The 21154-nt window shown below is 73.2% G+C and carries 14 protein-coding genes; 5 read left to right on the top strand and 9 right to left on the bottom strand.

Annotated elements, in window-relative coordinates:
* Nucleotides 1-100 precede the first annotated feature (100 nt).
* On the top strand, nt 101-847 hold the full coding sequence (locus O7543_RS24345) for a TIGR03089 family protein (protein WP_281551747.1): 747 nt from the start codon (nt 101-103) through the stop codon (nt 845-847).
* A 37-nt stretch (nt 848-884) separates the two neighbouring features.
* On the opposite strand, the gene O7543_RS24340 is transcribed toward O7543_RS24345, so the two are convergent.
* Nucleotides 885-1223, bottom strand: coding sequence for a hypothetical protein (locus O7543_RS24340; RefSeq protein WP_281551748.1), 339 nt, complete (start codon nt 1221-1223; stop codon nt 885-887).
* 69 nt (nt 1224-1292) lie between these two features.
* On the bottom strand, nt 1293-3302 hold the full coding sequence (locus O7543_RS24335) for an acetoacetate--CoA ligase (RefSeq protein ID WP_281551749.1): 2010 nt from the start codon (nt 3300-3302) through the stop codon (nt 1293-1295).
* 274 nt (nt 3303-3576) lie between these two features.
* On the opposite strand from O7543_RS24335, the gene O7543_RS24330 reads away from it, so the two are divergent.
* Together O7543_RS24330 and O7543_RS24325 are read left to right on the top strand one after the other, a co-directional pair.
* The gene (locus O7543_RS24330) at nt 3577-4308 is read left to right on the top strand and encodes a hypothetical protein (RefSeq protein ID WP_281551750.1); all 732 of its coding nucleotides are present in this window, start codon (nt 3577-3579) and stop codon (nt 4306-4308) included.
* Between the two features lie 81 nt (nt 4309-4389).
* Nucleotides 4390-5358, top strand: coding sequence for a hypothetical protein (locus O7543_RS24325; protein ID WP_281551751.1), 969 nt, complete (start codon nt 4390-4392; stop codon nt 5356-5358).
* A gap of 27 nt (nt 5359-5385) precedes the next feature.
* Here the strand turns inward: O7543_RS24325 and O7543_RS24320 are convergent, their stop codons facing one another.
* On the bottom strand, nt 5386-6549 hold the full coding sequence (locus O7543_RS24320) for an acyl-CoA dehydrogenase family protein (RefSeq protein ID WP_281551752.1): 1164 nt from the start codon (nt 6547-6549) through the stop codon (nt 5386-5388).
* 265 nt (nt 6550-6814) lie between these two features.
* Here O7543_RS24320 and O7543_RS24315 point away from each other — a divergent pair, with 265 nt between their 5' ends.
* Together O7543_RS24315 and O7543_RS24310 are read left to right on the top strand one after the other, a co-directional pair.
* Nucleotides 6815-8242 (top strand): UDP-glucose/GDP-mannose dehydrogenase family protein, encoded by a 1428-nt coding sequence (locus O7543_RS24315; RefSeq protein ID WP_281551753.1) that lies wholly within the window; start codon nt 6815-6817, stop codon nt 8240-8242.
* A gap of 166 nt (nt 8243-8408) precedes the next feature.
* Entirely contained in the window at nt 8409-13538 is a 5130-nt protein-coding gene (locus O7543_RS24310; RefSeq protein ID WP_281567267.1) for a permease, read from the top strand.
* A gap of 67 nt (nt 13539-13605) precedes the next feature.
* On the opposite strand, the gene purE is transcribed toward O7543_RS24310, so the two are convergent.
* The 6 genes from purE to O7543_RS24280 form a co-directional block, all read right to left on the bottom strand.
* Nucleotides 13606-14100: a 5-(carboxyamino)imidazole ribonucleotide mutase gene (purE, locus tag O7543_RS24305; protein ID WP_281551755.1), complete on the bottom strand. Its 495-nt coding sequence runs from the start codon at nt 14098-14100 to the stop codon at nt 13606-13608.
* The gene (locus O7543_RS24300; protein ID WP_281567266.1) at nt 14097-15272 is read right to left on the bottom strand and encodes a 5-(carboxyamino)imidazole ribonucleotide synthase; all 1176 of its coding nucleotides are present in this window, start codon (nt 15270-15272) and stop codon (nt 14097-14099) included. The genes purE and O7543_RS24300 overlap by 4 nt, the downstream gene beginning before the upstream one ends.
* A 12-nt stretch (nt 15273-15284) precedes the next feature.
* Nucleotides 15285-17333 carry a thioredoxin domain-containing protein gene (locus O7543_RS24295; RefSeq protein ID WP_281567508.1) on the bottom strand — a complete coding sequence of 683 codons (2049 nt, stop codon included), beginning with the start codon at nt 17331-17333 and terminating at the stop codon, nt 15285-15287.
* Between the two features lie 80 nt (nt 17334-17413).
* Complete coding sequence (locus O7543_RS24290) at nt 17414-18016, bottom strand: HAD family phosphatase (protein WP_281551757.1); 603 nt, start codon at nt 18014-18016, stop codon at nt 17414-17416.
* Entirely contained in the window at nt 18013-20421 is a 2409-nt protein-coding gene (locus tag O7543_RS24285) for a bifunctional diguanylate cyclase/phosphodiesterase (RefSeq protein ID WP_281555712.1), read from the bottom strand. The genes O7543_RS24290 and O7543_RS24285 overlap by 4 nt, the downstream gene beginning before the upstream one ends.
* A 465-nt stretch (nt 20422-20886) precedes the next feature.
* The gene (locus O7543_RS24280) at nt 20887-21144 is read right to left on the bottom strand and encodes a hypothetical protein (protein WP_281555822.1); all 258 of its coding nucleotides are present in this window, start codon (nt 21142-21144) and stop codon (nt 20887-20889) included.
* Nucleotides 21145-21154: the final 10 nt, after the last annotated feature.

The raw sequence follows: 21154 nt of genomic DNA, 5'->3' as shown, positions 1-21154 counted from the left end.
ACCGAAAACGCGTCGCGGCGAACCGCGCCGCCGACGATCAGCGGGGCGAGACCACCCGGTGACAGCGTGTACGTACAGTGACGGCGCTACGCTCGGCCCGATGACCAACAACCTGGCCGGGCTGCTCGCGGTCGCCGTCACTGCGGACCCGACGCGGCCCCTGCTCACCTGGTACGACGACGCGACCGGCGACCGGACCGAGCTGTCCGGTGCGACGCTGGCCAACTGGGTGGCCAAGACCGCCAACCTGGTGGTGGACGGGGCCGGCGCGGCCGCCGGTGACCACGCCGACGTCGCGTTGCCGGCCCACTGGCAGACCGCCGGCGTCCTGCTCGGTTGCTGGTCGGCCGCGCTGGTGGTGCGGACCGCCCCGGCCGCTGGGCCCGGCACCCCGGCCGGCCGGGACCCCCTGCCGGCGCTGCCCGACGACCCGGCTGCGGAAGTGCTCTTCGCCAGCCCACCGGCGGTGCCCGAGGTCGATCGGCGGCCCGCCGGTGAGCGCTACCTGCTCAGCCTCGCCCCGATGGCGGCACCCGCCCGGGAGCTGCCGTCCGGCTGGACCGACTACATCACCGAGGTACGCGGCCACGGCGACCATTTCACTCCGTACCCGGCGGTCGACCGACAGGACGCGGAGCTGGCCGGCCGGGCCCGCCGGCGCGGCGCGGAGCTGGGCATCGGGGCCGGGGCCCGGGTCCTGGTCGACTGCGACCGGTACCCGGACCCGACCGACTGGCTGCTGGCGCCGCTGGCCGCCGAGGCGACCATGGTGCTCTGCCGCAACCTCGACCGGCAGCGGCTCGACGGGCGGGTGGACAGCGAAAAGGTCGATCTGGTCCTGGCCTGAGCGGTCGTCGTCGGCACCGCCTGCCGGTCGGAACCAGTCAGAGTTCGCGGGGCACCACTTCCCGCAGTTCGCCGTCCGGCGCGCAGACGTAGAACCCGGCCCGGTCGGCCAGCCACGGCTTGCCCGCCGCCTCACCGGCGCTGAGCAGCTTCTCCTGCACGCCGAGGATGATGTACCGGGACCCGTCCGGGTTGCCGTCGCGCCAGCCCGGGCCGTACAGCCGGTCGACCAGCAGCTCGCGACGCTGTCGCGGCACCGCGCCGTCCACCACCCAGTCGGTTGGCAGCCGGTACCAGAACGTCCGGGTGATCCCGGCCAGCGGGTTGAAGGCGTGCGCCCCCTCGACCCGGACGCCGAGCGTGTCGGTGATCTTCAAGCGGAAGTAGACACCCACGCCTGTGAGACGCGCTGCGCTGACGCTGCGTTGCCATCCCGGCAGAATCGGTCAACCCACCGGCGTCCCCCGGTCCTGGGCGAACCGGATGAACGGTGCCAACGCCGCCGGATCGGTCAACGCCCCGGCCGCCGCCGCCTGCCCGGCCGGCACCCCGGTGAGAATCTTCTTCACCGGCACCTCCAGCTTCTTGCCGGACAGCGTCCGAGGCACGGCCGCGACCTGGTGAATTCCGTCCGGCACGTGCCGCGGTGACAGCGCCGACCGCAGCTCACGCACGATCCGGGTACGCAGCGCGTCGTCCAGCCCGACCCCGGCCCGCAACGCCACGAACAGCAGCAGCTCCCCCGCCCCGCCCTGTGGATCCTCCAGGTGGATCACCAGCGAGTCGGCGACCTCCGGCAACGCCTCCACCACCGAGTAGAACTCGGCGGTGCCCAACCGCACCCCGCCCCGGTTCAGGGTGGCGTCCGAACGGCCGGTGATCGCGCAGCTGCCGTCCTCGGCGATGGTGATCCAGTCACCGTGGCACCAGACCCCCGGATACCGGTCGAAGTACGCCTGCCGGTAACGGCTGCCGTCCGGGTCGTTCCAGAACCCGACCGGCATGCTCGGCATCGGCTCGGTGATCACCAGCTCGCCCAGCTCACCGACGACCGTCCGGCCGTCGGCGGCCCGGGCCTCGACCCGCGCGCCCAGACACCGGCAGGCGATCTCCCCGGCCCGCACCGGCAGCAGTGGTACGCCGCCCACGAACCCGGTGCACACGTCGGTGCCGCCGGACAGCGACGTCAGCTGCAGGTCCTCGCCGACCGACTGGTACACCCAGGTGAAACCCTCAGCCGGCAGCGGCGCCCCGGTCGAGCCGACCCCGCGCAGCCGGGACAGATCGGCGATCTTCCGCGGCGCCAGCCCTTCCTTGCGGCAGGCCAGCAGGAACGGCGCCGAGGTACCGAAATAGGTGGCACCGGTGTCGGCGGCCAGCCGCCACAAGGTGCCCAGGTCCGGGCTGGCCGCGCCGCCCGGGGCCGCGCGCACCGCCGGATTGCCGTCGAACAGCACGATCGCCGCACCCACCGCCGGTCCGGAGGCGAGATAATTCCACATCATCCAGCCGGTGGTGGTGAACCAGAAGAAGCGGTCCCCCGGCCCCAGATCGTGATGCAACGCCAGCATCTTCAGATGCTCCAGCAGGATGCCGCCGTGCCGGTGCACGATCGGCTTCGGCAGCCCGGTGGTGCCCGACGAATAGAGCACGTACAGCGGCTGGTCGAACGGAACCGCGTCGAACGCCAACGCCTCGTCGGTCGGCGCGGTGAGCGCACTCCAGGTCGAGGTGGCCCATGGCAGCTCCGCCGGGTCCGCCGCCGACAGGTACGGAATCAGCACCCGGTGCCGCGCCGACGGCAACGCGTCCGCGATCGCCGCCACCTCGGCCCGGCGGTCGACCGCCTTGTCGCCGTACCGGTAGCCGTCGACCGCGACCAGCACCGTCGGCTCGATCTGCTGCCAGCGGTCGGTGACGCTGCGGGTGCCGAACTCCGGTGCGCAGGACGAGAAGACCGCGCCCAGGCTGGCGGTGGCCAGCATCAACACGTACGTCTCGGGGATGTTCGGCGCGTACGCCGCGACCCGGTCGCCCGATCGCACCCCGAGCCGGCGCAGCCCGGCCCGCACCCGGCGGACCTCGTCGCGCAGTTGCCCGACGGTGAGCGTGACCGGCGCTCGGGTCTGGCTGTGCGCGATCACCACCGGGGCGCCCTCGGCCAACCCGGGTGCGCGCAGCACGTGCTCGGCGTAGTTGAGCCGGGCACCGGGAAACCACCGCGCGCCGGGCATCCGCCGGTCGGCGAGCACCTGCTCCGCCGGCTGCTGGCCGGCCACCTCGAAGTAGTCCCAGACCGACCCCCAGAACCCGGCCAGGTCGTCGACCGACCACTGCCACAGCTGCTGGTAGTCAGCGAACCGCAGCCCTCGGGTGCGCTCCAGCCACGCCAGGTACCCGCCGATCCGGGTCCGCTGCCGCACGTCCGCCGGTGGGCGCCACAGCACCTCGCTCACGACTGACACTCCTCCCCGGGTCGCGGCCGCGTCGCCGGACCGCGTGTGGCCGTCCACTTCCATCCTCGCGTACGTCGCGCGCCGCCGGCGGCGGTGCCGCTGATCGATTGTCCTGCCGACCGGGGCGCAACGGAGCGTGCCGGGAACACAAGCTGTCGTCGGCAGGTAGCGCAACGGGCACAGCCTGCGGCGTGTGCCAACGCGGACGGGAGAAAGTGCGCCGCCCCGTTGCGTCCCTGCCCGAGCCTCCCGCCCGAAACGGTACGGTTCGCCCATGCGTCATCTCTGGAGCTTCCTCAGCGGCCTGGCTGCGGCACCGCTGTGCTGGGTGCTGATCGCGGTCGGCCAGACGACGTCGGCCCGCACCATCGCCGGCTGGGTGACCGACGGCGGTTACCACACGGCGACCCTGCTGGCACCGGCCGCGTTCGTGTTCGCCGCCGGTCTGCTGCTCGGGCTGCTGGGCACGCTACGGTTCTCCCCGCTCGGTCCGCTCACCGCCGGGCTGGCTCTGGCGGCCCCGTACGTGGCGATGTTCGTCGACCCGTTCGGTGCCCGCGACCTGATCGGTACGCCGTGGCGGCTCTTCGGTGAACCGGTGGTGCTGCTGCAGCCGGTGGAGAACGGCACCCTCGCGTTGCTCGGGGTGCTGCTCAGCACCGCGGTGCTGAGCAGGCAGCGGTGGCGATCCCGGCCCGCGACGAACGGCACCGACGACGACGAGGCCGGTTCCGACGCGGCGGCGGCGGAGCCGTTGCCGGTCCGGCCACGCGGCGAGTTCGACCCGTCGCTCTGGTCGCTGCCGGGCGGCAGCGCCACGACGTCGGACGACTCCGCCGACGCACCGACCGGCCCGGACCGAGCCGACGCCGACCGGCCGGCGTCGTTGCGGACGAAGACGAGAACGAAGACGACACTGGCCGCGCCGGCCGGAGACGTTCGACCCGACGGCGACGGGCTACGGCCGGCCCGGCCCATCCCCCGGTCCAGTCGGGTGATTCGCTGAACCGACCCACCGACTGTTGCCGGTGACGTTGCGCCTGGCGGGTACCGTGCCCGGAAGGCACCATCCCCGCGAGGAGGTCAGATGCGGCACCTGGGCTCGCTGGTCCTGTCCCTGCTCCTCGCACCGGTGATCTGGTTCCTCGCCGGGCTCGGCCTGAGCGAGTACGCGCTGGCTCGACGGGACGCGTACAGCGAACCACCGCTCGACGTGTTCATCGGGTTGGCCGCGCTCGCGGTCTGCGGAGTGTCGTACGCGCTGTTGTTGCTGCCCCGGTTGTCCCCGGTCGGACCGGTTCTGGCCGGGGCGTCGTTCGTCGGAGTGTCGGCCTGGGCCACCGTCGACATCGTGGGGTTCTACGAGACGATGCCGCGCCGGCTGCTCGGCACGGATTTCGTCCTCACGGCGCCGGCCGAAGGGCTCGCCGTGGTGCTGGCCGTCCCGTTGTTGGCCACCGCGTTCAGCTCACGTCGTTGGCGGGGTGAGCGGATGGTGGCGCTGTACGCCGGCGGGCCACCGCCGCAGGACGTGACGCGGACCGCCCCGCTGCCCGGCCCCGGCGGATACGGCAACCCGAGCGGATACGGCAGCAACCCGGCCGGCGGATACGGCGGCAGCGCCGGACCGCCGGCGTGGTCGGCCCAGCCACCGACCGGCGATCCGGCTCGGACCATCGCTTTCCCGGCCGCCGCCAACCCGCCGCTGCGGCCAGCCCGATCGGCGACGGGTGCCGAACCCGACTCGGAGCACGACACGATGCGGCTGACCCCGCCGGGGCACCGGCGGGACGATCCGACCGTCGTGCTGCCGCAGGCGTCGGCGTTCGCACCGCCCCGACCGGCGGTCACCGGCGGCGACCCGGACGAGACCACCCGGATCAACCAGCCGACCACCACCGACCCGGACGAGACCACCCGGATCAACCAGCCGACCACCACCGACCCCGACGAGACCACCCGGATCGTCCGGACGACGGACGGCGCGGACGGCGGCGACGAGACCACGACGGTGCTGCCGGCCCGTCCCGACGACGCGGGGAAGTCCCCGAGCTGAGGCCGGCTCCGGAAGCCTCAGGTCAGGTCAGGGGGTCAGCAACTGGCGCGCCATCACGATCCGCTGCACCTGGTTCGTGCCCTCGTAGATCTGAGTGATCTTGGCGTCCCGCATCATCCGCTCGACCGGGTAGTCCCGGGTGTAGCCGTACCCGCCGAGCAGTTGCACCGCGTCGGTCGTGATCTCCATGGCCGCGTCTGAGGCGAAACACTTCGCCGCTGCCCCGAAGAAGGTCAGGTCTGCGTCGGCGCGCTCCGACCGGGCGGCGGCGACGTAGGTGATCTGCCGGGCCGCTTCCAGCTTCATGCCCATCTCCGCGATCATGAACTGGACGCCCTGGAAGTCGGCGATCGGCTTGCCGAACTGCTGGCGCTCCCGCACGTACCCGCGGGCGAAGTCGAGCGCACCCTGCGCGATGCCGACGGCCTGGGCGGCGATCGTCACCCGGGTATGGTCCAGGGTGCGCATCGCGGTGGCGAACCCGGTGCCCGGTTCGCCGATCATCCGGTCCGCCGGGATCCGGACGTTGTCCAGGTAGACCTCGCAGGTCGGTGACCCCTTGATACCGAGTTTCTTCTCCGGTGCGCCGAAGCTCACCCCGCGGTCGGACTTCTCCACAACGAAAGCGGAGATCCCCCGTGACCGGGCACCCGGCTCGGTGACCGCGAAGACGGTGTAGTACTCCGAGACACCGGCGTTGGTGATCCACCGCTTCACCCCGTTGAGCACCCAGTGGTCGCCGTCGCGGACCGCGCGGGTGGTCATCGACGCAGCGTCGCTGCCCGCCTCCGGCTCGGACAGGCAGTACGAGAACATCGCCGCGCCCAACGCCACCGGTCGCAGGTAGCGCTCCTTCAACTGCTCCGAGCCGGCCAGCAGCAGCGGCATCGTGCCGAGCTTGTTGACCGCCGGGATCAACGACGAGGACGCGCAGGCCCGCGCCACTTCCTCGATGACGATCGCGGTGGCGAGGGCGTCAGCGCCCGCCCCGCCGTACTGCTCCGGAACGTGCGGGGCATGGAAATCCGCTGCCCGCAGCGCGTCGTAGGAAGCGGTGGGAAACTGTGCGGTCTCGTCGGCTTCAGCGGCGTTGGGGGCGACCTTCGCGTCGCACACCTCCCGGACCGCTTCCCGGATCGCTGTGTGCTCCTCTGGTAACTGATAGACATCGAACGCCGGCCCGGACGTCATCACGCCCTCCCTCGCCTGGAGTGTTCCCTCGATATCCTGCTCGAGTGTGAGGATACCGGTGAGTAACGCCGATGCCGGTCGCCCCCGCCCAGCCGTACGGACTATCGTCTGCCGGGCAGCCGACCGGAACCCCTCGGCCGAGTCGGCACCCACGAAGCGGTACGCCGCGAACGTCAAAACCACGATGATTGGTGTCGAGCCCCCGGCACCGGGCCACCGAGTGCGACGCGACCACAGCGCCGCCAGCGCGAGCGGAGAACAAGGCGTGACCATCCCGTACCCGAACATCCAGCCCGTTCCGGCCATCGCGGCGGTGGCCCCGCCGTCGGGTGCCCCCCGCCCGCGGCTGACCTTCCTCGGCACCGGTTACCTCGGCGCGACGTACGCCATCTGTTTCGCCGAGCTCGGCTACGAGGTGATCGGCTACGACGTCGACGCCGACAAGATCGCGAAGCTGTCCGCAGGTGAAGTGCCGTTCCACGAGCCGGGCCTGGACGAGCTGCTCAAGCGGAGCCTGGCCGCCGGACGGCTGCGGTTCACCACCGACATGGCGGCGACGGCCGAGTTCGGTGACGTGCACTTCATCTGTGTGGGTACCCCGCAGCGGGCCGACGCGATGGGCGCCGACCTGTCGTACGTCGAGGCGGCGGTGACCGGTCTGGCCCAGCACCTGTCCCGTAAGGCGTTGATCGTCGGCAAGTCGACGGTGCCGGTCGGCACCGCGGAGTGGATCGAGCAGCTGGTCGGCAAGCACGCCCAGGGCGACCTGGGCGTCGAGGTCGCGTGGAGTCCGGAGTTCCTGCAGGAGGGTTTCGCCGTCGAGGACGTGCTGCGGCCGAACCGGATCGTGGTCGGGGTACGCAGCGAGTGGGCCAACGGCATGCTGTACGCCGCGCACAAGGGGGTGTTCGACCTGGCTGCCACCGAGGACCGGGAGGTGCCGTTGGTGGTGACCGACTTCGCGACCGCCGAGCTGGTGAAGGTCGCGGCGAACGCGTTCCTGGCCACGAAGATCTCGTTCATCAACGCGATGGCCGAGGTGTGCGAGGTGGCCGGCGGCGACGTCACCCAGCTGGCCCGGGCGATCGGCTACGACCCGCGGATCGGCAACCGGTTCCTGCAGGCCGGGGTCGGGTTCGGCGGTGGCTGTCTACCCAAGGACATCCGGGCGTTCCAGGCCAGGGCGCAGGAGCTCGGCGCGGGTGAGGCGTTGCGGTTCCTGCACGAGGTGGATCTGATCAACCAGCGGCGGCGGTCCCGGGTGGTGCAGCTCGCGGCCGAGCTGCTGGACCGTCGGTCCGGGCCGGCCGGGCCGGATCTGTCCGGCACGACGGTGGCGGTGCTGGGGGCGACGTTCAAACCCAACTCCGACGACGTACGGGACGCGCCGTCGCTCGCGGTGGCGGCGATGCTCGCCAAGACCGGCGCGCAGGTGCGGGTCTTTGACCCCGAGGGTACGGAGAACGCCCGCCGTGCGCAGCCGGACCTGGCCTACGTACCGTCGATGGTCGACGCGGTCCGCGACGCCGACCTGGTCTGCGTCCTGACCGAGTGGGCCGATTTCCGTAACGCCGACCCGGTGTCGTTGGGTGAGCTGGTCGCCGGACGGCGGGTGATCGACGGCCGGAACTGCCTCGACTCGACGTTGTGGACCGGCGCCGGCTGGCAGTACCGGGGCATGGGCCGCCCCTGAGCCCGGCACCGCCCGCGCCGAACCGGCCGGTCGTGGGTCCGTGACGGACCCACGACCGGTTTTTCTCCGATCTCCACGCCGCCTAGGGCTGTTCAACAGTTGCTTGGTTTAGGCATGCTTCGTAGGAAGTGGTCCACAGTGTGGTCCGGGCGTGGAGGAGGGTGCCATGAGTACGCCGTACCGCTGCGCCTCGTGCGGGCGGACCGTGCCGGCGGCGGCGACCTGCCCGCGGTGCGGTGCCGAGCAGCCGCAGTTCGCTGAGGACCTGGCCCGTATCGAGCGGTCCATCGCCGAAATGAAGGCCCGCGAGCTCTCGCTGGCCAAAGAGCAGAAGCAGACGGCCAGCGACCTGCAGGCGGCGATCTTCCAGCGGGACATCCTGTCCACCGGCGGTGCCGCCGGTCGGCGTGGCCCGGGGCCCCGGGTCTCGGTCCGCCGCCGGGCCGGGCGTCGACCGCCGACCGCCGACCAGGGCACCGCCCCGCCGAGGTTCCCCCGGCAGAGCCCCAACCTGGCCGCCGACGACGTGCCGCTGACCGGGCCGCCACCGGGCTCGGAACCGCCCGGCTCCGGCCCGGCCGGCTACCCGCCGGCCGCCGCCGGCGACGATCCGACCCAGGTCCTGTCGTCGGACGGCACCCGACCGGAGGCGTCCGCCCAGTCCATCCAGAACGTCCTGCTCGGCCTCGGCGCGCTGATGGCGGTGGTGGTGTTCGCCGCCGTCGCCAACAGCGCGTTGCCCGATGTCACCCGGTTGAGCGTGCTGTTCGCCGGCACGCTGCTGCTGCTCGCGGCACCGCCCGCAGTCGCCGCCCGCGGGCTCACCTCCACCGCGGAGACGATCGCCGCCGTGGCGCTGGTCCTCGTCCCGATCGACGGCTACGCGATCTGGGCGACCGACGCCGTCCGGGCCGGGCCGGTCAGCCCGTCGGCGTTCGCCGGCCTCACCTTCGCCGTCACCGCGCTGGTCGCCGCCGGTTACGCCGCCACCACCGGGCTACGCCTGCCCCGGTACGGCATGGTGCTCGCGATCCAGCCGGTGGTGCCGCTGCTCGGTCAGGACGTGATCCGGGGGCCTGCCGGGTGGGCGTCGGCCCTCGCCGTGGTCGCCGTGCTCGATCTGCTGCTGGTACGGCTACTGAGCGGCCCCGGGCAGCTCGGCGGCGGCTGGCGGTTCGGGTCGCCGACGGCGCCTCGACCCCGGCCGGACGCGCCGGCCGGGTCGGACAGCGGCAACCAGCCCGTCGACCGGTCCGGCGGGCCCGCCGGGTCAGCCGGGCTGGCACCGACCGGCACCGGCTCCGACCGGCCGGAGAACGCGCCGGAGGAGGCCGACGCCGTCGTCGAGGGTGAGCCTCCCGGTGGCGGCAACGGTGGTCGAGGGCCGGGCTGGCTGCCGCCGGCACCCACCGCGGCCGTCCTCTGGCTACGCGACCTGATCTGGACCCTGCACGGGCTCGCCGTCACAGCCGCCCTGCTGTTCGCCGTGGTGGCGGTACTGCGCGCCGACACGGTGCCCGACGTGCTGGTCGCAGCGGCGGTGCTGCTGATCGCCGCCGGGATCGGGCTCGCCGGTGGATTCACCCTGGGCCACCCGCCACTGCCGGACCTGGCCGCCGGCGTGTTCGCCCTGGCGGTCATCGGCGCGGCCAGCCGGGTCGCGGCGGTCGCCCTGCCCGGTCCGGCGCTGCTGCTGATCGCCGCCGTGGTCGCCGTCGCCGGAATCGGCGTACGGGCCCTGCCGGAGCAGGTCCGCCGTGGCCCGCAGCTCGCGGCGGCGGCCGCGTTGACCGTGCTCGGCGTACTGGTCGCCGGTGGCGCGCTGCGAGCGGCGCTAGCACCGGTCCGCGCCGCGTTGCCCGCATGGCAGGCCGACCTGGCCGGCTACCAGCAGAGCCTGGTCGACTACGCCGGGCCCGCCGACTGGCAGCTCGCCCTGGCCGCGCTGTTGATCACCATCGCGGCGGCGGTCGCCATGCCGGTCGAATGGCGCCGCGAGGCGACCGTCGTCGGCGTGACGTTGACCGCGCTGGCCGTACCGGCGTCCTTCGCACTGCCCTGGTACGCCGCACCGTGGCTGCCGGTGCTCACCGCCGTCGCGGTGGCCGGCACAGGTTTCCTCACCGACACCACCCGGGCCACCCGGGTGCACGTGATCTGCGCGGCGGTGCTCGGCACCGCCGGTGCGGGCGCGGCGCTGGCCCGCCCCGGCTCCACCGCTGCCGCTCTGCTGGTGCTGGCCGCCGCCGGCGTACTGATCGCGGTGGCCGGGACCCTGCCGGAGGTACGTCGCCGGCCCGCCGGGGACGCGGTCGGCGGTTGGGCAGCCGGCGGTGCAGCATTCGCCCTGCCCGGTGGGGTGGCGGCGTTCGTCACCGCTCTGGTACCGCCGCCGGGGCCGACCGCGCTGACCGTCCAGGAGACGACCGCCCCGATCCTGGCCGCCGGTTTCCTCGCGGTCTGCGGCACACTCGGCTACTCGGCGCTGGCGCAGGTGGCCGAACGGCAGATCCCCCGGCCGTTGACCATCGGCACCGGGCTCGGGGCGCTCGCGGTCACCGCTGCGACGTTCGGCTCCCCCGGCGCGACCGTCGCCGACGTGTGGGTCGCCGTCGGGCTGCTGGTCGCCGCAGGGCTGCTGCTCATTGCACCGTCGATCGACGCCGGGCGGCGGGCGGACCGGCTGCTCGACGGCCCCGACTACGCCGCAGCGGCCGCCACCGCCGCGCTGGTCGGCACCCTGGCCAGGGTCAGCGCAATCGTGGTACCCGGCACCGAACTGGTGGCCAGCGCGGCGCTGACCCTGCTGGTGGCGGTCGCCGTACGCGCCCTGCCCGAGCACTGGCGGCGCGGACCGGTCCTGGGCACCGCAGTCAGCGGTGGAGTCATCGCCGTCCTCGCCGGCTACACCGCGGTCGCCGGCGGCGTCCAGGCACTGGCCACCCCGGGCCAACTCTGGCAGGCGGACCTGACCGCCTGGTCCACCGAGGTCGCCGCCAACTCGTGGCAGGTGCCGCTGGCCCTGGTACTGCTCGCGCTGGCCGCCGCCGTCGCGCTGCCCCGACCCTGGTCGTTCCACGCCGCCGGCGTGCTGGTCGCGCTCGCCACCGTCGGCACCCCGGCGGCGCTCGGCCTGCCCTGGTGGTCGCCGATCGTGGTCGGATGCCTGGTCGCGATCGGGTACGGGATCGTCTCGGTGGCCGCCGACGATCCACAGGCAGCCACCGCCCGGGCCGGCGTCGCCGTGGCGGTCGCCCTGTACGCCATCGGCGCCAGCCTGGTCCGTCCGTGGACCACCGCCGCCGCGCTCGGTGTCGTGGTGCTGACCTGCGTGGTGGTGGCGGTACTCGCCCGAGTCGTCGCCACCGTGACGCTGGCCGACCAGTCCGCTCCGGCCGACCAGGCTGGTCAAACTGACCAGGATGATCAGGCAGGTACCGGGCAGCTCGTCCCCGACCGGGAGTCGATGCCGGCGCACCTGGCGAAGATCGGTGGCGCAGCGACCGGGGCCGCGCTGCTGGCGATGCCCGGGGCGGTCGCCGCGCTGGCCGCCGCGCTCGGCTGGACCACGGAGATCGTGCTGACCGGGGCGTTGGCCGCCTCGGCGCTCGGCGTCGCCGTGCTGGCCATGGTCCGCCGCCAGGTGCCGCACTACCTGCCGTACGCCACCGTCGGGTTGGCCGGCGGCGCGACGGTCACCGCCCTCGCGTCGCTCCCGACCGACCTGCCGACCGGCATGTACGCCGCCGGGGCCGCACTGCTCGGCGTACTCGCCGAACTGCTGCGGGCCGCCACCCCACCGCCGGTGGACCTGTCCCGGCCGAGTCGCCGATGGTCCGGGCTCGGCGGCCGGTGGAGCCAGCCGGGGCCGCTGGAGATCGGCCGGGAGTGGGCGATCAGCCCGGTCAAGGGTGCGCTGGCAGCCGCCGCGCTGCCCACCGCGTTGGCCGTCGCGGCGGTGGCACCGACGCTGACCGCCGCGCTGGTCGAGCCGTACCGCACGCTGACCGCGATCTGGCAGGGACCACCGGCCGGGCTGCTCGATCCGCCGGCCGCCGCCGTGGACCCGACCAACGTGCTCGCCGCGCTGCTGCTCACCGTCGCGGCGGCGCTGGCCGCGACCGGGTTCAACACCGGCGGGCCGGGCCAGGCGGTTCCGGTGGTGCTGCCCGGCGTGGCGATCACCCTGCTGATCACCCCGATGTCGTTCGGCGTCGGCTGGCCGGCGGGCACCATGGCGGCGCTGCTGGTCTTCGCGGTCGCCATGGTCGGACTGGCGCTGACCGAACCGCCGCCGGACACCGAACGGCACCGGCCGCTGCGCATCGCCCGCCGGCTGCTGTTCCTGATCGGCCTCGCCGCCGGTGGCGCCGGGCTTGCCGGCGCGCTGGCCAACGATCAACTGACCGTCTTCACGCTGGGCAGCTCGGTGTGCGTCGGAGCGGTGGCCGCGTACGCCGGACGCAGCCAGCCGGCTCGGATCCTCGGCTGGCTGTTCGCCTCGGTGATGGCGCAGATGTTCGTACTGACCGTGGGCCTTGTCGCCGGCCTCCCGCCGAGCTGGTCGGCGTTCGGCGTACTCGCCGTCGGTGCCGGCCTGCTGCTGTCCGCGACCCGGCTGCCCCGGCTCAGCCACCCCGAGGCGGTACGCGAGGCGGCGGTGGTCGAGTGGAGCAGCTACGCGGCCGCACTGCTCGCGCTGGCCCTGGCGTACGACTCGGCCGCGCATCTGGCCGGGCTGCTGGCCGCCTGGGGCGCGGTGCTCGGTGTGACGGCCACCCGGCCGGGCCGACGCGCGATGGAGCGTCGGGTCCTGTTCTGGCTGGCGGTCGGCTGTGAGATCACCGCCTGGTGGATGCTGATGCGGATCACCGACGTGGCGCTCACCGAGGCGTACACCTTGCCGTTCGCCGTCCTCGCCCTGCTGGTCGGGGTCCTGGAACTGCGGCACCGGCCGGACCTGAGCAGTTGGACGGCGTACGGGCCGGCACTGGCCGCGGCGTTCCTGCCCACCCTGGTGCTGGTGATCAGCTCCGGGGAGAACAGTTTCCGGCAGGTCCTGTTGCTGCTCGGTGCGGTCGGCACCCTGCTGGTCGGGGCGATGAGTCAGCAGCAGGCTCCGGTGGTGGTCGGTACGGTGGTCAGCGCGGTGACCGCGTTGCACGCGTTGACCTTCTTCGGGCCGTGGCTGGTGCTGATCCCGGTCGGTCTGGTGCTGCTGGCGCTCGGGGCCAGCAGCGAGTGGCGCCGGCAGACCCAGGAACGGGTGCGGGGCGCGCTGCGCGGCATGCGCTGAGGCCGCTCGGGGAGACCCGGCTGGACGGCTCCGGCCGCTGCGGCCGGCCGGGCAGATTCGGCCGGGGTTAGGCGGTACCGCCGTGTGACGCCTGCAGCGCGGCGTCCTTCGTGGCGACCAGCTCGACCAGCTCCTGCTGGTAGGCGAGCATCCGGGCGCGCAGCCCTGGGTCGGTGGCGGCGAGGATCCGCACCGCCAGCAGGCCGGCGTTGCGGGCACCACCGATCGACACCGTGGCCACCGGCACGCCCGCCGGCATCTGCACGATCGACAGCAGCGAGTCCATCCCGTCCAGATGTTTCAACGGCACCGGCACCCCGATCACCGGCAGCGGGGTCGCCGAGGCGACCATGCCCGGCAGGTGGGCCGCGCCGCCTGCCCCGGCGATGATCACCTGGATGCCCCGGTCGGCGGCGTTGCCGGCGTAGTCGAGCATGCCGTGCGGGGTGCGGTGCGCCGAGATCACCCGTACCTCGTGCTCGACGTCGAACTCGGCGAGGGACTCGGCGGCGGCCCGCATCGTCGGCCAGTCCGAGTCGCTGCCCATGATGACGCCGATCATCGCCCCTCCTGCAGCCAGCGGGCGGCCCGGGCGGCCCGGTTTCGGACGTCGGTCAGATCCTCGCCGAGCACCGTCACGTGGCCGATCTTGCGGCCCGGCCGGACCTGTTTGCCGTACAGGTGGACCTTCGCGCCAGGGTCGGTCGCGAACAGGTGGTGCAGCCGTTCGTCGATGCCCATCCCGCCGTCCGCGCCGCCCAGCACGTTCGCCATCACCACCGCCGGGGCGGTCAGCCCGGTGTCACCCATCGGATAGTCCAGTACCGCCCGCAGATGCTGCTCGAACTGGGAGGTACGCGCGCCCTCGATCGTCCAGTGCCCGGAATTGTGCGGCCGCATCGCCAGCTCGTTGACCACCAGGCCACCGCCACCGGTCACCTCGAACAGCTCCACCGCCAGCAGCCCGACCACGTCGAGCGCGCTGGCCAGGTCGATAGCCAGCTGCTGGGCCGCCAGGGCGAGCGGCTGCGGCAGGGCCGGTGCGGGCGCCAGCACCTCGACGCAGATGCCGTCCCGTTGCACGGTCTCCACCACCGGGTAGACCGCCAGCTGACCGAACGGGGAGCGGGCCACCTGCACCGCCAGCTCGCGGACCAGCTTCACCCGCTCCTCGGCGATCAGCTCCACCGCCGGGTCGGCTGCCGGGTCGGCCGGGTCGAGACCGGCGGTGACCAGCTCGTCCGGCGTGTCCAGCAGCCACACCCCGCGGCCGTCGTAGCCGCCGCGCGCGGTCTTGACCACCACCGGCCAGCCGGCCTCGGCACCGAACGCGGCCAGCTCGTCTACCGAGCCGATCCGTCGCCAACGGGGCACCGGGGCACCCAGCTCGGTCAGCCGCCGCCGCATCACCGCCTTGTCCTGGGCGCAGCGCAGCGCGTCGGCCCCCGGGTGCAGGCGCACGCCATCGGCGGCCAGCGCCCGGATGTGCTCGCCCGGCACGTGCTCGTGGTCGAAGGTGACGACGTCACAGCCCTTGGCGAAGGTACGCAGCGCGGCGAGGTCGGTGTGCTCGCCGTACTGCACGTCGGCGGCGACCAGGGCGGCGCCGTCCTCCGGTGTGCGGGCCAGCACGCGCAGCGACTGGCCGAGCGCGATCGCGGCCTGGTGGGTCATCCGGGCGAGCTGCCCACCACCCACCATGCCGACGACGGGCAGTCCGGTACGGGTATCCATTGCGGCGACAGCCTAACTCAGCTGCGCGACCAGGTCCGCGACGGAGGTGACCGGCCGGTCGCAGACGAAGCCCCGGCAGACGTACGCGGTCGACGCCCCGCCGATCATCGGCCGGTCCGCCAGCAGCGGTACGCCGGCCTGGTCGGGACGACCGGCCACCACCACCGCGCCGGGCGGCGCGTGCCGCCGCGCCGCCCGCAGCAGCGGGCCACCGGTCGGGTCCTCGGTGACCACGGCGATCTCGTACGGACCGGACAGCAACGCCTCGCCGACGGCGGCGGCGTAGCCGGTGAACCGGGCGTGCCGGGCGACGACCGGCGCGACGGTGGCCAGCGCGGCCTCGGCGGCGGCCCGGTACTGCGGGGCGCCGCGCAGCGCCGCGTACCCGGTGAGCGCGGCGGCGGTGGCTGACAGCCCGGACGCGGTGGCGTTGTCGGTCGGGTCCGCCGGCCGGGCGACCAGCTGTTCGGCGTCGTCGGCGGTGTCGTAGAAGCCGCCGTTGTCGGCGGCGAACCGGGCCAGCGCGACGTCCAGCAGCTCACCGGCGAGGTCCAGCCATCGGCGTTCCCCGGTGAGCTGGTGCAGCGAGCAGAACGCCTCGGCGAGGCAGCCGTAGTCTTCGAGCACCCCGTCGGGCGCGCCGACCAGACCGTCCCGGGAGACCCGGCGCAGCCGCCCGCCGACCAGGTGGGTACGGGCCAGATGTGCACCGGTCGCGACCGCCAACTCGGTGGCCAGCTCGACGTCGCCGTCGGTGCCGGCCGCGGCACCGGTCAGATCGTCGGCACCGGTCCCGTCGGCACCGGTCAGGGCATCGGCGGCGGTGGCGAACTCGACCAACGCGGTGACCGCCAGGCCGTTCCAGGCCGTCACCACCTTGTCGTCGCGGGCCGGCTGCGGCCGGGCCGACCGGGCCCGGCGCAGTGCCGCCCGGACCCGGTCCAGCTGCTGCGGTGGCGTGTCGTCGACGTCGCGGGCCAGCCGCAGCACGCTGGTGCCGTGTTCGAAGCTGCCGTCGCCGGTCACCCCGTACAGGTCGGCCGCCCACCGGCCGTCGGCCTCGCCGAGGACCTCGATCAGCTGCTGCGGGGTCCACACGTAGCTGGCGCCTTCGACCCCGCCGGTGTCGGCGTCCAACGCGGAGGCGAATCCACCACCGGGTACGGCGAGTGCCTCGGCGAGGAAACGGACGGTCTCCCGGGCGATCCGGCCGGCCATCCGGTCGCCGGTGAGCCGCCACAGCAGCGTGTAGACCCGCAGCAGCAGCGCGTTGTCGTAGAGCATCTTCTCGAAGTGCGGCACGGTCCAGGTGCTGTCCACCGCGTACCGGGCGAAGCCGCCGGCGAGCTGGTCGTAGATGCCGCCCCGGGCCATCGCCTCGCAGGTGTGCTGGACGATCTCCAGGCTGTCGGCGGCGCCGGTGCGTTGATGATGCCGCAGTAGGAAGAGCAGGCTGAGATGCGGGGGGAACTTCGGCGCCCCGCCGAACCCGCCGTGCGTCGGGTCGTACTCCTTGCCCAGCGTCACCGCTGCGGCGTCGAGCAGGTCGGCGGTCAGCGGCGTGGTCGCCCCGCCGACGGCCTGCGCGCCGCCGACCGCCTCGGCTACCGCGGCCCCCTGGCGCAGCACGGCGTCGCGCTGGTCGCGCCAGGCGGCGCCGACCGAGTGGAGTAGCCGGACGAAGTTCGCCTGCGGGAAGTAGGTCCCGCAGAAGAACGGGGTGCCGTCGGCGGTGGCGAACACGGTCATCGGCCAGCCGCCCTGACCGGTCATCGCCTGGGTCGCGGCCAGGTAGACCGCGTCCACGTCGGGGCGTTCCTCCCGGTCCACTTTGATCGCGACGAAATTGTCGTTGATCAGCTGCCCGACCGCGTCGTCCTCGAACGACTCGTGCGCCATCACGTGGCACCAGTGGCAGGCCGCATACCCGACCGAGATCAGCACCGGCACGTCCCGGCGGCGGGCCTCATCGAATGCCTCCGGGCACCACGGCCACCAGTCGACCGGGTTGTCGGCATGCTGCTGCAGGTACGGGCTGGTCGCCTCGCCGAGCCGGTTCACGCTGGTCGCTCCTCGGGGTCGTGGCACGACCCCGACGGTGTGGGGTCGCACGTTCCGACCATAGCCAGTCGGTGGGCGGCTCACCGCCGGGTCGAAACCGGAACGTCCGGGTATCGCAGCGCGGTGAGGCCCGCCTCGGCGGCGGCCTGCACGTTCTCCGGCCGATCATCGACGAAGGTGACCCGGTCGGCAGGCGCGCCGAGCCGGTGCAGCAGCGCCGCGAAGATCGCCGGATCGGGTTTGGTCAACGCCAGCCGGCAGCTGAACAGCCGGTGGTGGAACACCGCCGCCCAGTCGGCCGAGTCGATCGCCGTGGCGATGGACTCGGGGGCGTTGGACAGCAGCGCCAAGCCGTGTCCGTCGGCGGCAAGGCCGGTGACGAGTTCGACGGTACGCGGATTCAGCTGCGACCAGCTGGCGATGTCGGCCCGGTCCAGTTCGGCCACCAGCGGATCGTCGGCGGACAGCGGCCGACCGACCACGTGGCTCCAGTAGCGCTCGGCCGGCCAGCCGGCGTCGTAGGCGTCCCGGTGCCGCCAGTACCCCTCGTCGAAGGTGGCCTGCGGCAGCCCGGCCAGCTCGGCCATGGCGGCTACCGCGCCCGGCGGCTGCGGCAGCGAGATGACCTGGCCGTAGTCGAAAACCAACCAGTCCCGGACGGCACCGCTGGGCCCGCCGGTCACGACGCACCGTCCGCGCGCAGCGGGTAGATCTGGGCCTGCGCGGAGTCCGCCAGGGACCGGAGCACCGCGAGCACCTTGTCGGCGGGCATCGGCTTGAAGAAGTGGTAGCCCTGCGCGGCGGCGCAGCCGAGGGCGGCCAGGGTGGCCCGCTGGTCGGCAGTCTCCACGCCCTCGGCGACCACCCGCAGGCCCATCTCCCGGCCCAGCCGGACGGTGTGCCGCACGATGGCGGCATCGCGTGGCGAGTCGGCCATCCGGACCACGAAGGACCGGTCGACCTTCAGCTCGTCGACGGTGACCCGGGTCAGGAAGGCCAGCGAGGAGAACCCGGTGCCGAAGTCGTCGACGGCGAGCTGGACGCCCATCTCCCGGAGGCTGGCCAGCACCTCGTCGATGATCTCCAGCTCGCTCATCACCACCGTCTCGGTGATCTCCAGCACCAACCGGTGGGCCGGGACCTGGTGGCGGCGCAGCAGCTCGCCGATCTCGGCTGGCAGCTGCGGGTCGAGCAGGCTCCGGGCCGAGATGTTGACCGAGATCGGTACGTCGATGCCGTGTGCCGCCCACTCGGCGGCGGCCGACAACGCCCGGTCGACGACGTACCGGGTGAACGGGGCGAGCAGTTCACTGCCCTCGACCGCTCTGACGAAGTGGACCGGGGTGAGCCGGCCGCGCCGCGGATGCCGCCACCGGATCAGCGCCTCCACCCCGGTCGGCCCGCCGGTGGCGAGGTCGACCGCCGGTTGCAGGGCCAGTTCGAGCTGGTCGTCGACGTCCAGCGCGGCGCGCAGTTCGGCCAGCAGCGCAAGCTGATCAGTGTTGGCGGCGTCCTTCGCGCTGTCGTAGCCGGCGACGCTGCCGCCGATCGCCTTCGCATGGCTCATCGCGATGTTCGCCCGACGAAGCAGTTCATTCATGTCGGCGGTGCCGGCACCGGCGACCACTACGCCGAGTGCGCCTTCGACCGACATCCGCACACCGGCGACCTCGGTCGGCTCGGCCAGCATCGCGGTGATCTCGCGGGCCCGGCGCATCGCCACCGCGGTCGGCGAGGTCCGCTCGACGCAGCCGGCGGCAGCCGGGCTCAGCGACGTCAGGAGCAGGGCGAACTCGTCGTTGCCGAGCCGGCCGAGCAGCTCGCCGGGGCGGAGCCGGTCACTGAGCCGCCGGGCGGCGGACTGCAGCAGTTCGTCACCGGCGGCGTTACCCAGGGTGTCGTTGACCTCTTTGAAGCCCTTGATGTCGAGCAGCAGCAGAGCGACCGGATGGTCGTGCTCCAGCCGGTGCAGGGCGACGTCGCCCTTGGTGAGCAGCGCCGCCCGGTTGAGCAGCTCGGTCACCGGGTCGTGCATCGACCGGTGCATGGTCCGGTCGGTGAGGTGGCGCAGTGCCCGGTCGGTGGCAGCGTCGTGCAGGGCCGCGGCGAGCGCGTCACCGAAGGCCGAGAGCGCGTTGCGGTCCCGGGACCTCGGCATGGTGCTGGCCGGCAGGTGGATCCGCAGCTCACCGACGCCGGTCCGGCCGACCGTGAGCGGGTGGACGAGCATCTGGTCGGCTGCGTCGTCCGCAGCATCATCGTCCGCGAGGTCCTCAGCCGCCGCCACGGGGTCGACGGGGTCGGCCGGCGGCTCCGACCGGCGCAACCCGCCGTCGGCGTCGCCGACGTAGCGCCACAGCCTGCCGTCGACCTGCCGCACGTCGATCTCGACGCGTTCGGCGCCGAACAGGGTGAGCCCGCCAGCGACCCCCGCACCGACGACCGCCGGCTCGTCGAGCTGGTTGAGCGCCCGGGTCGCCCGGGCGAACTCCTGCCAGGCCCGACGTTCGTCCTCGACCCGCAGCCGGTGTCCGTAGGTCTGCTGCAGCAGCCACAGCACCGGGGGCAGCAGCAGCAGCCAACGCGGATCGTGGCCGAGCATCCCGACCGTGGCCAGCCCGACCAGGACGTTGCCGACGAACATCAGCAGCTTGTTGCGCAGCGCGTGCAGCAGGGTGGCGACGAACGGCCGGCCGTGCCGCAGCGACAGGGCGACCGTGGCCAGGGCGGCGGTGATCAGCAGATAGACCAGCCCGCCGAGGAGCATGGCGGCGGCGAGCAGCGGGGTGAGCTGCTGGGCGTACGGGTCGGCAACCGCCCGGGCGGCGACGCCGGCCGCCGCGACGGCGACGGTCAGCGACGCGGTGACCCGGAGAATCTCCGGCACCGTACGGGGCTCGGAGAAGATCGACAGTAGGGTCCAGGCGATGCCCACGCCGACGGCGGCGGCGGCGGGCAGCCAGCCGACCGGCAGGATGTAGAGGCCGACGATGAGGGCGGCCTCGCCCCAGGTGAAGCTGACCGTGCCGGTGCCGATGCGGAACCGCAGTCGGGCGAGTTGCGCGACGCCGAGCAGTGCCGCGACGATCGCGAAACCGGCCGGGGCCGGGAGAGCCGACGCCTGCCGAGCCGGCCCGGTGAGCAGCCCGATGGCGATGGTGGCGACGGCGGCCACCAGGACGGCGACGGTGAAGACGGGCAGCCGCCACTGGCCCCCGCCGTCAGGGGCTCCGGTCGCCGCTTCGTGCGCGGTCGCAGCCGGTTCCGGCCGCGCCGACGTCACGGGTCACTCCCGGTGACCGCCGAGCCGTGGACCGGTGCCCGGCGGGGGCGGCCGACCATGGTGAGTATCCCTCGCGTCCGTTCCGTACGACCAGGGACGACAGCTGTGCGATCCATGGTCGCCCCTTTCCGCGCGCGGTCGGAGGAACTGAAGGTCCCCGGCGGAAGGCTAAGCCAAAGCCGATTCCGGCAACAGGGGCCACTGGGCCGGTTTACCGGCGGGAGCCCACTGGAGGGGAGAAAAGTCCCTGGTGAGAGCGCATGTAAGCGGTTACAAAGGGGATCCTGGACGCGAGTCGCCTTCTGTCGGATCAAGGACATTGCGTTCGCCCGGCGCCGCCCCGCCGCCCGGCGCCGCGTCGTCGAACCGCTCGGGCAGCCGACGCAGCCGGGCGTTCATGTTCCGGATCAGCAACACCGTCGCGGCGGCGAGCAGCAGGAGCAGGAACAGCCCCATCGGCCCGGCCAGACCACCGCTGCGGGTGTCCCCGAAGTTGTTCACCGCCAGGACATGGACAGCACTCAGCACGATCGGACCC

Source organism: Solwaraspora sp. WMMA2080, from assembly GCF_027497395.1.
In the GTDB taxonomy this organism is placed as follows: Bacteria; Actinomycetota; Actinomycetes; order Mycobacteriales; family Micromonosporaceae; genus Micromonospora_E.
This window is presented reverse-complemented; position numbering and strand designations above follow the sequence as displayed.

Coding starts and splice junctions, on each gene's coding strand:
- O7543_RS24345 (WP_281551747.1), top strand. CDS start 101: ATGACCAACAACCTGGCCGGGCTGCTCGCGGTCGCCGTCACTGCGGAC.
- O7543_RS24330 (WP_281551750.1), top strand. CDS start 3,577: ATGCGTCATCTCTGGAGCTTCCTCAGCGGCCTGGCTGCGGCACCGCTG.
- O7543_RS24325 (WP_281551751.1), top strand. CDS start 4,390: ATGCGGCACCTGGGCTCGCTGGTCCTGTCCCTGCTCCTCGCACCGGTG.
- O7543_RS24320 (WP_281551752.1), bottom strand. CDS start 6,549: ATGACGTCCGGGCCGGCGTTCGATGTCTATCAGTTACCAGAGGAGCAC.
- O7543_RS24310 (WP_281567267.1), top strand. CDS start 8,409: ATGAGTACGCCGTACCGCTGCGCCTCGTGCGGGCGGACCGTGCCGGCG.
- purE (WP_281551755.1), bottom strand. CDS start 14,100: ATGATCGGCGTCATCATGGGCAGCGACTCGGACTGGCCGACGATGCGG.
- O7543_RS24300 (WP_281567266.1), bottom strand. CDS start 15,272: ATGGATACCCGTACCGGACTGCCCGTCGTCGGCATGGTGGGTGGTGGG.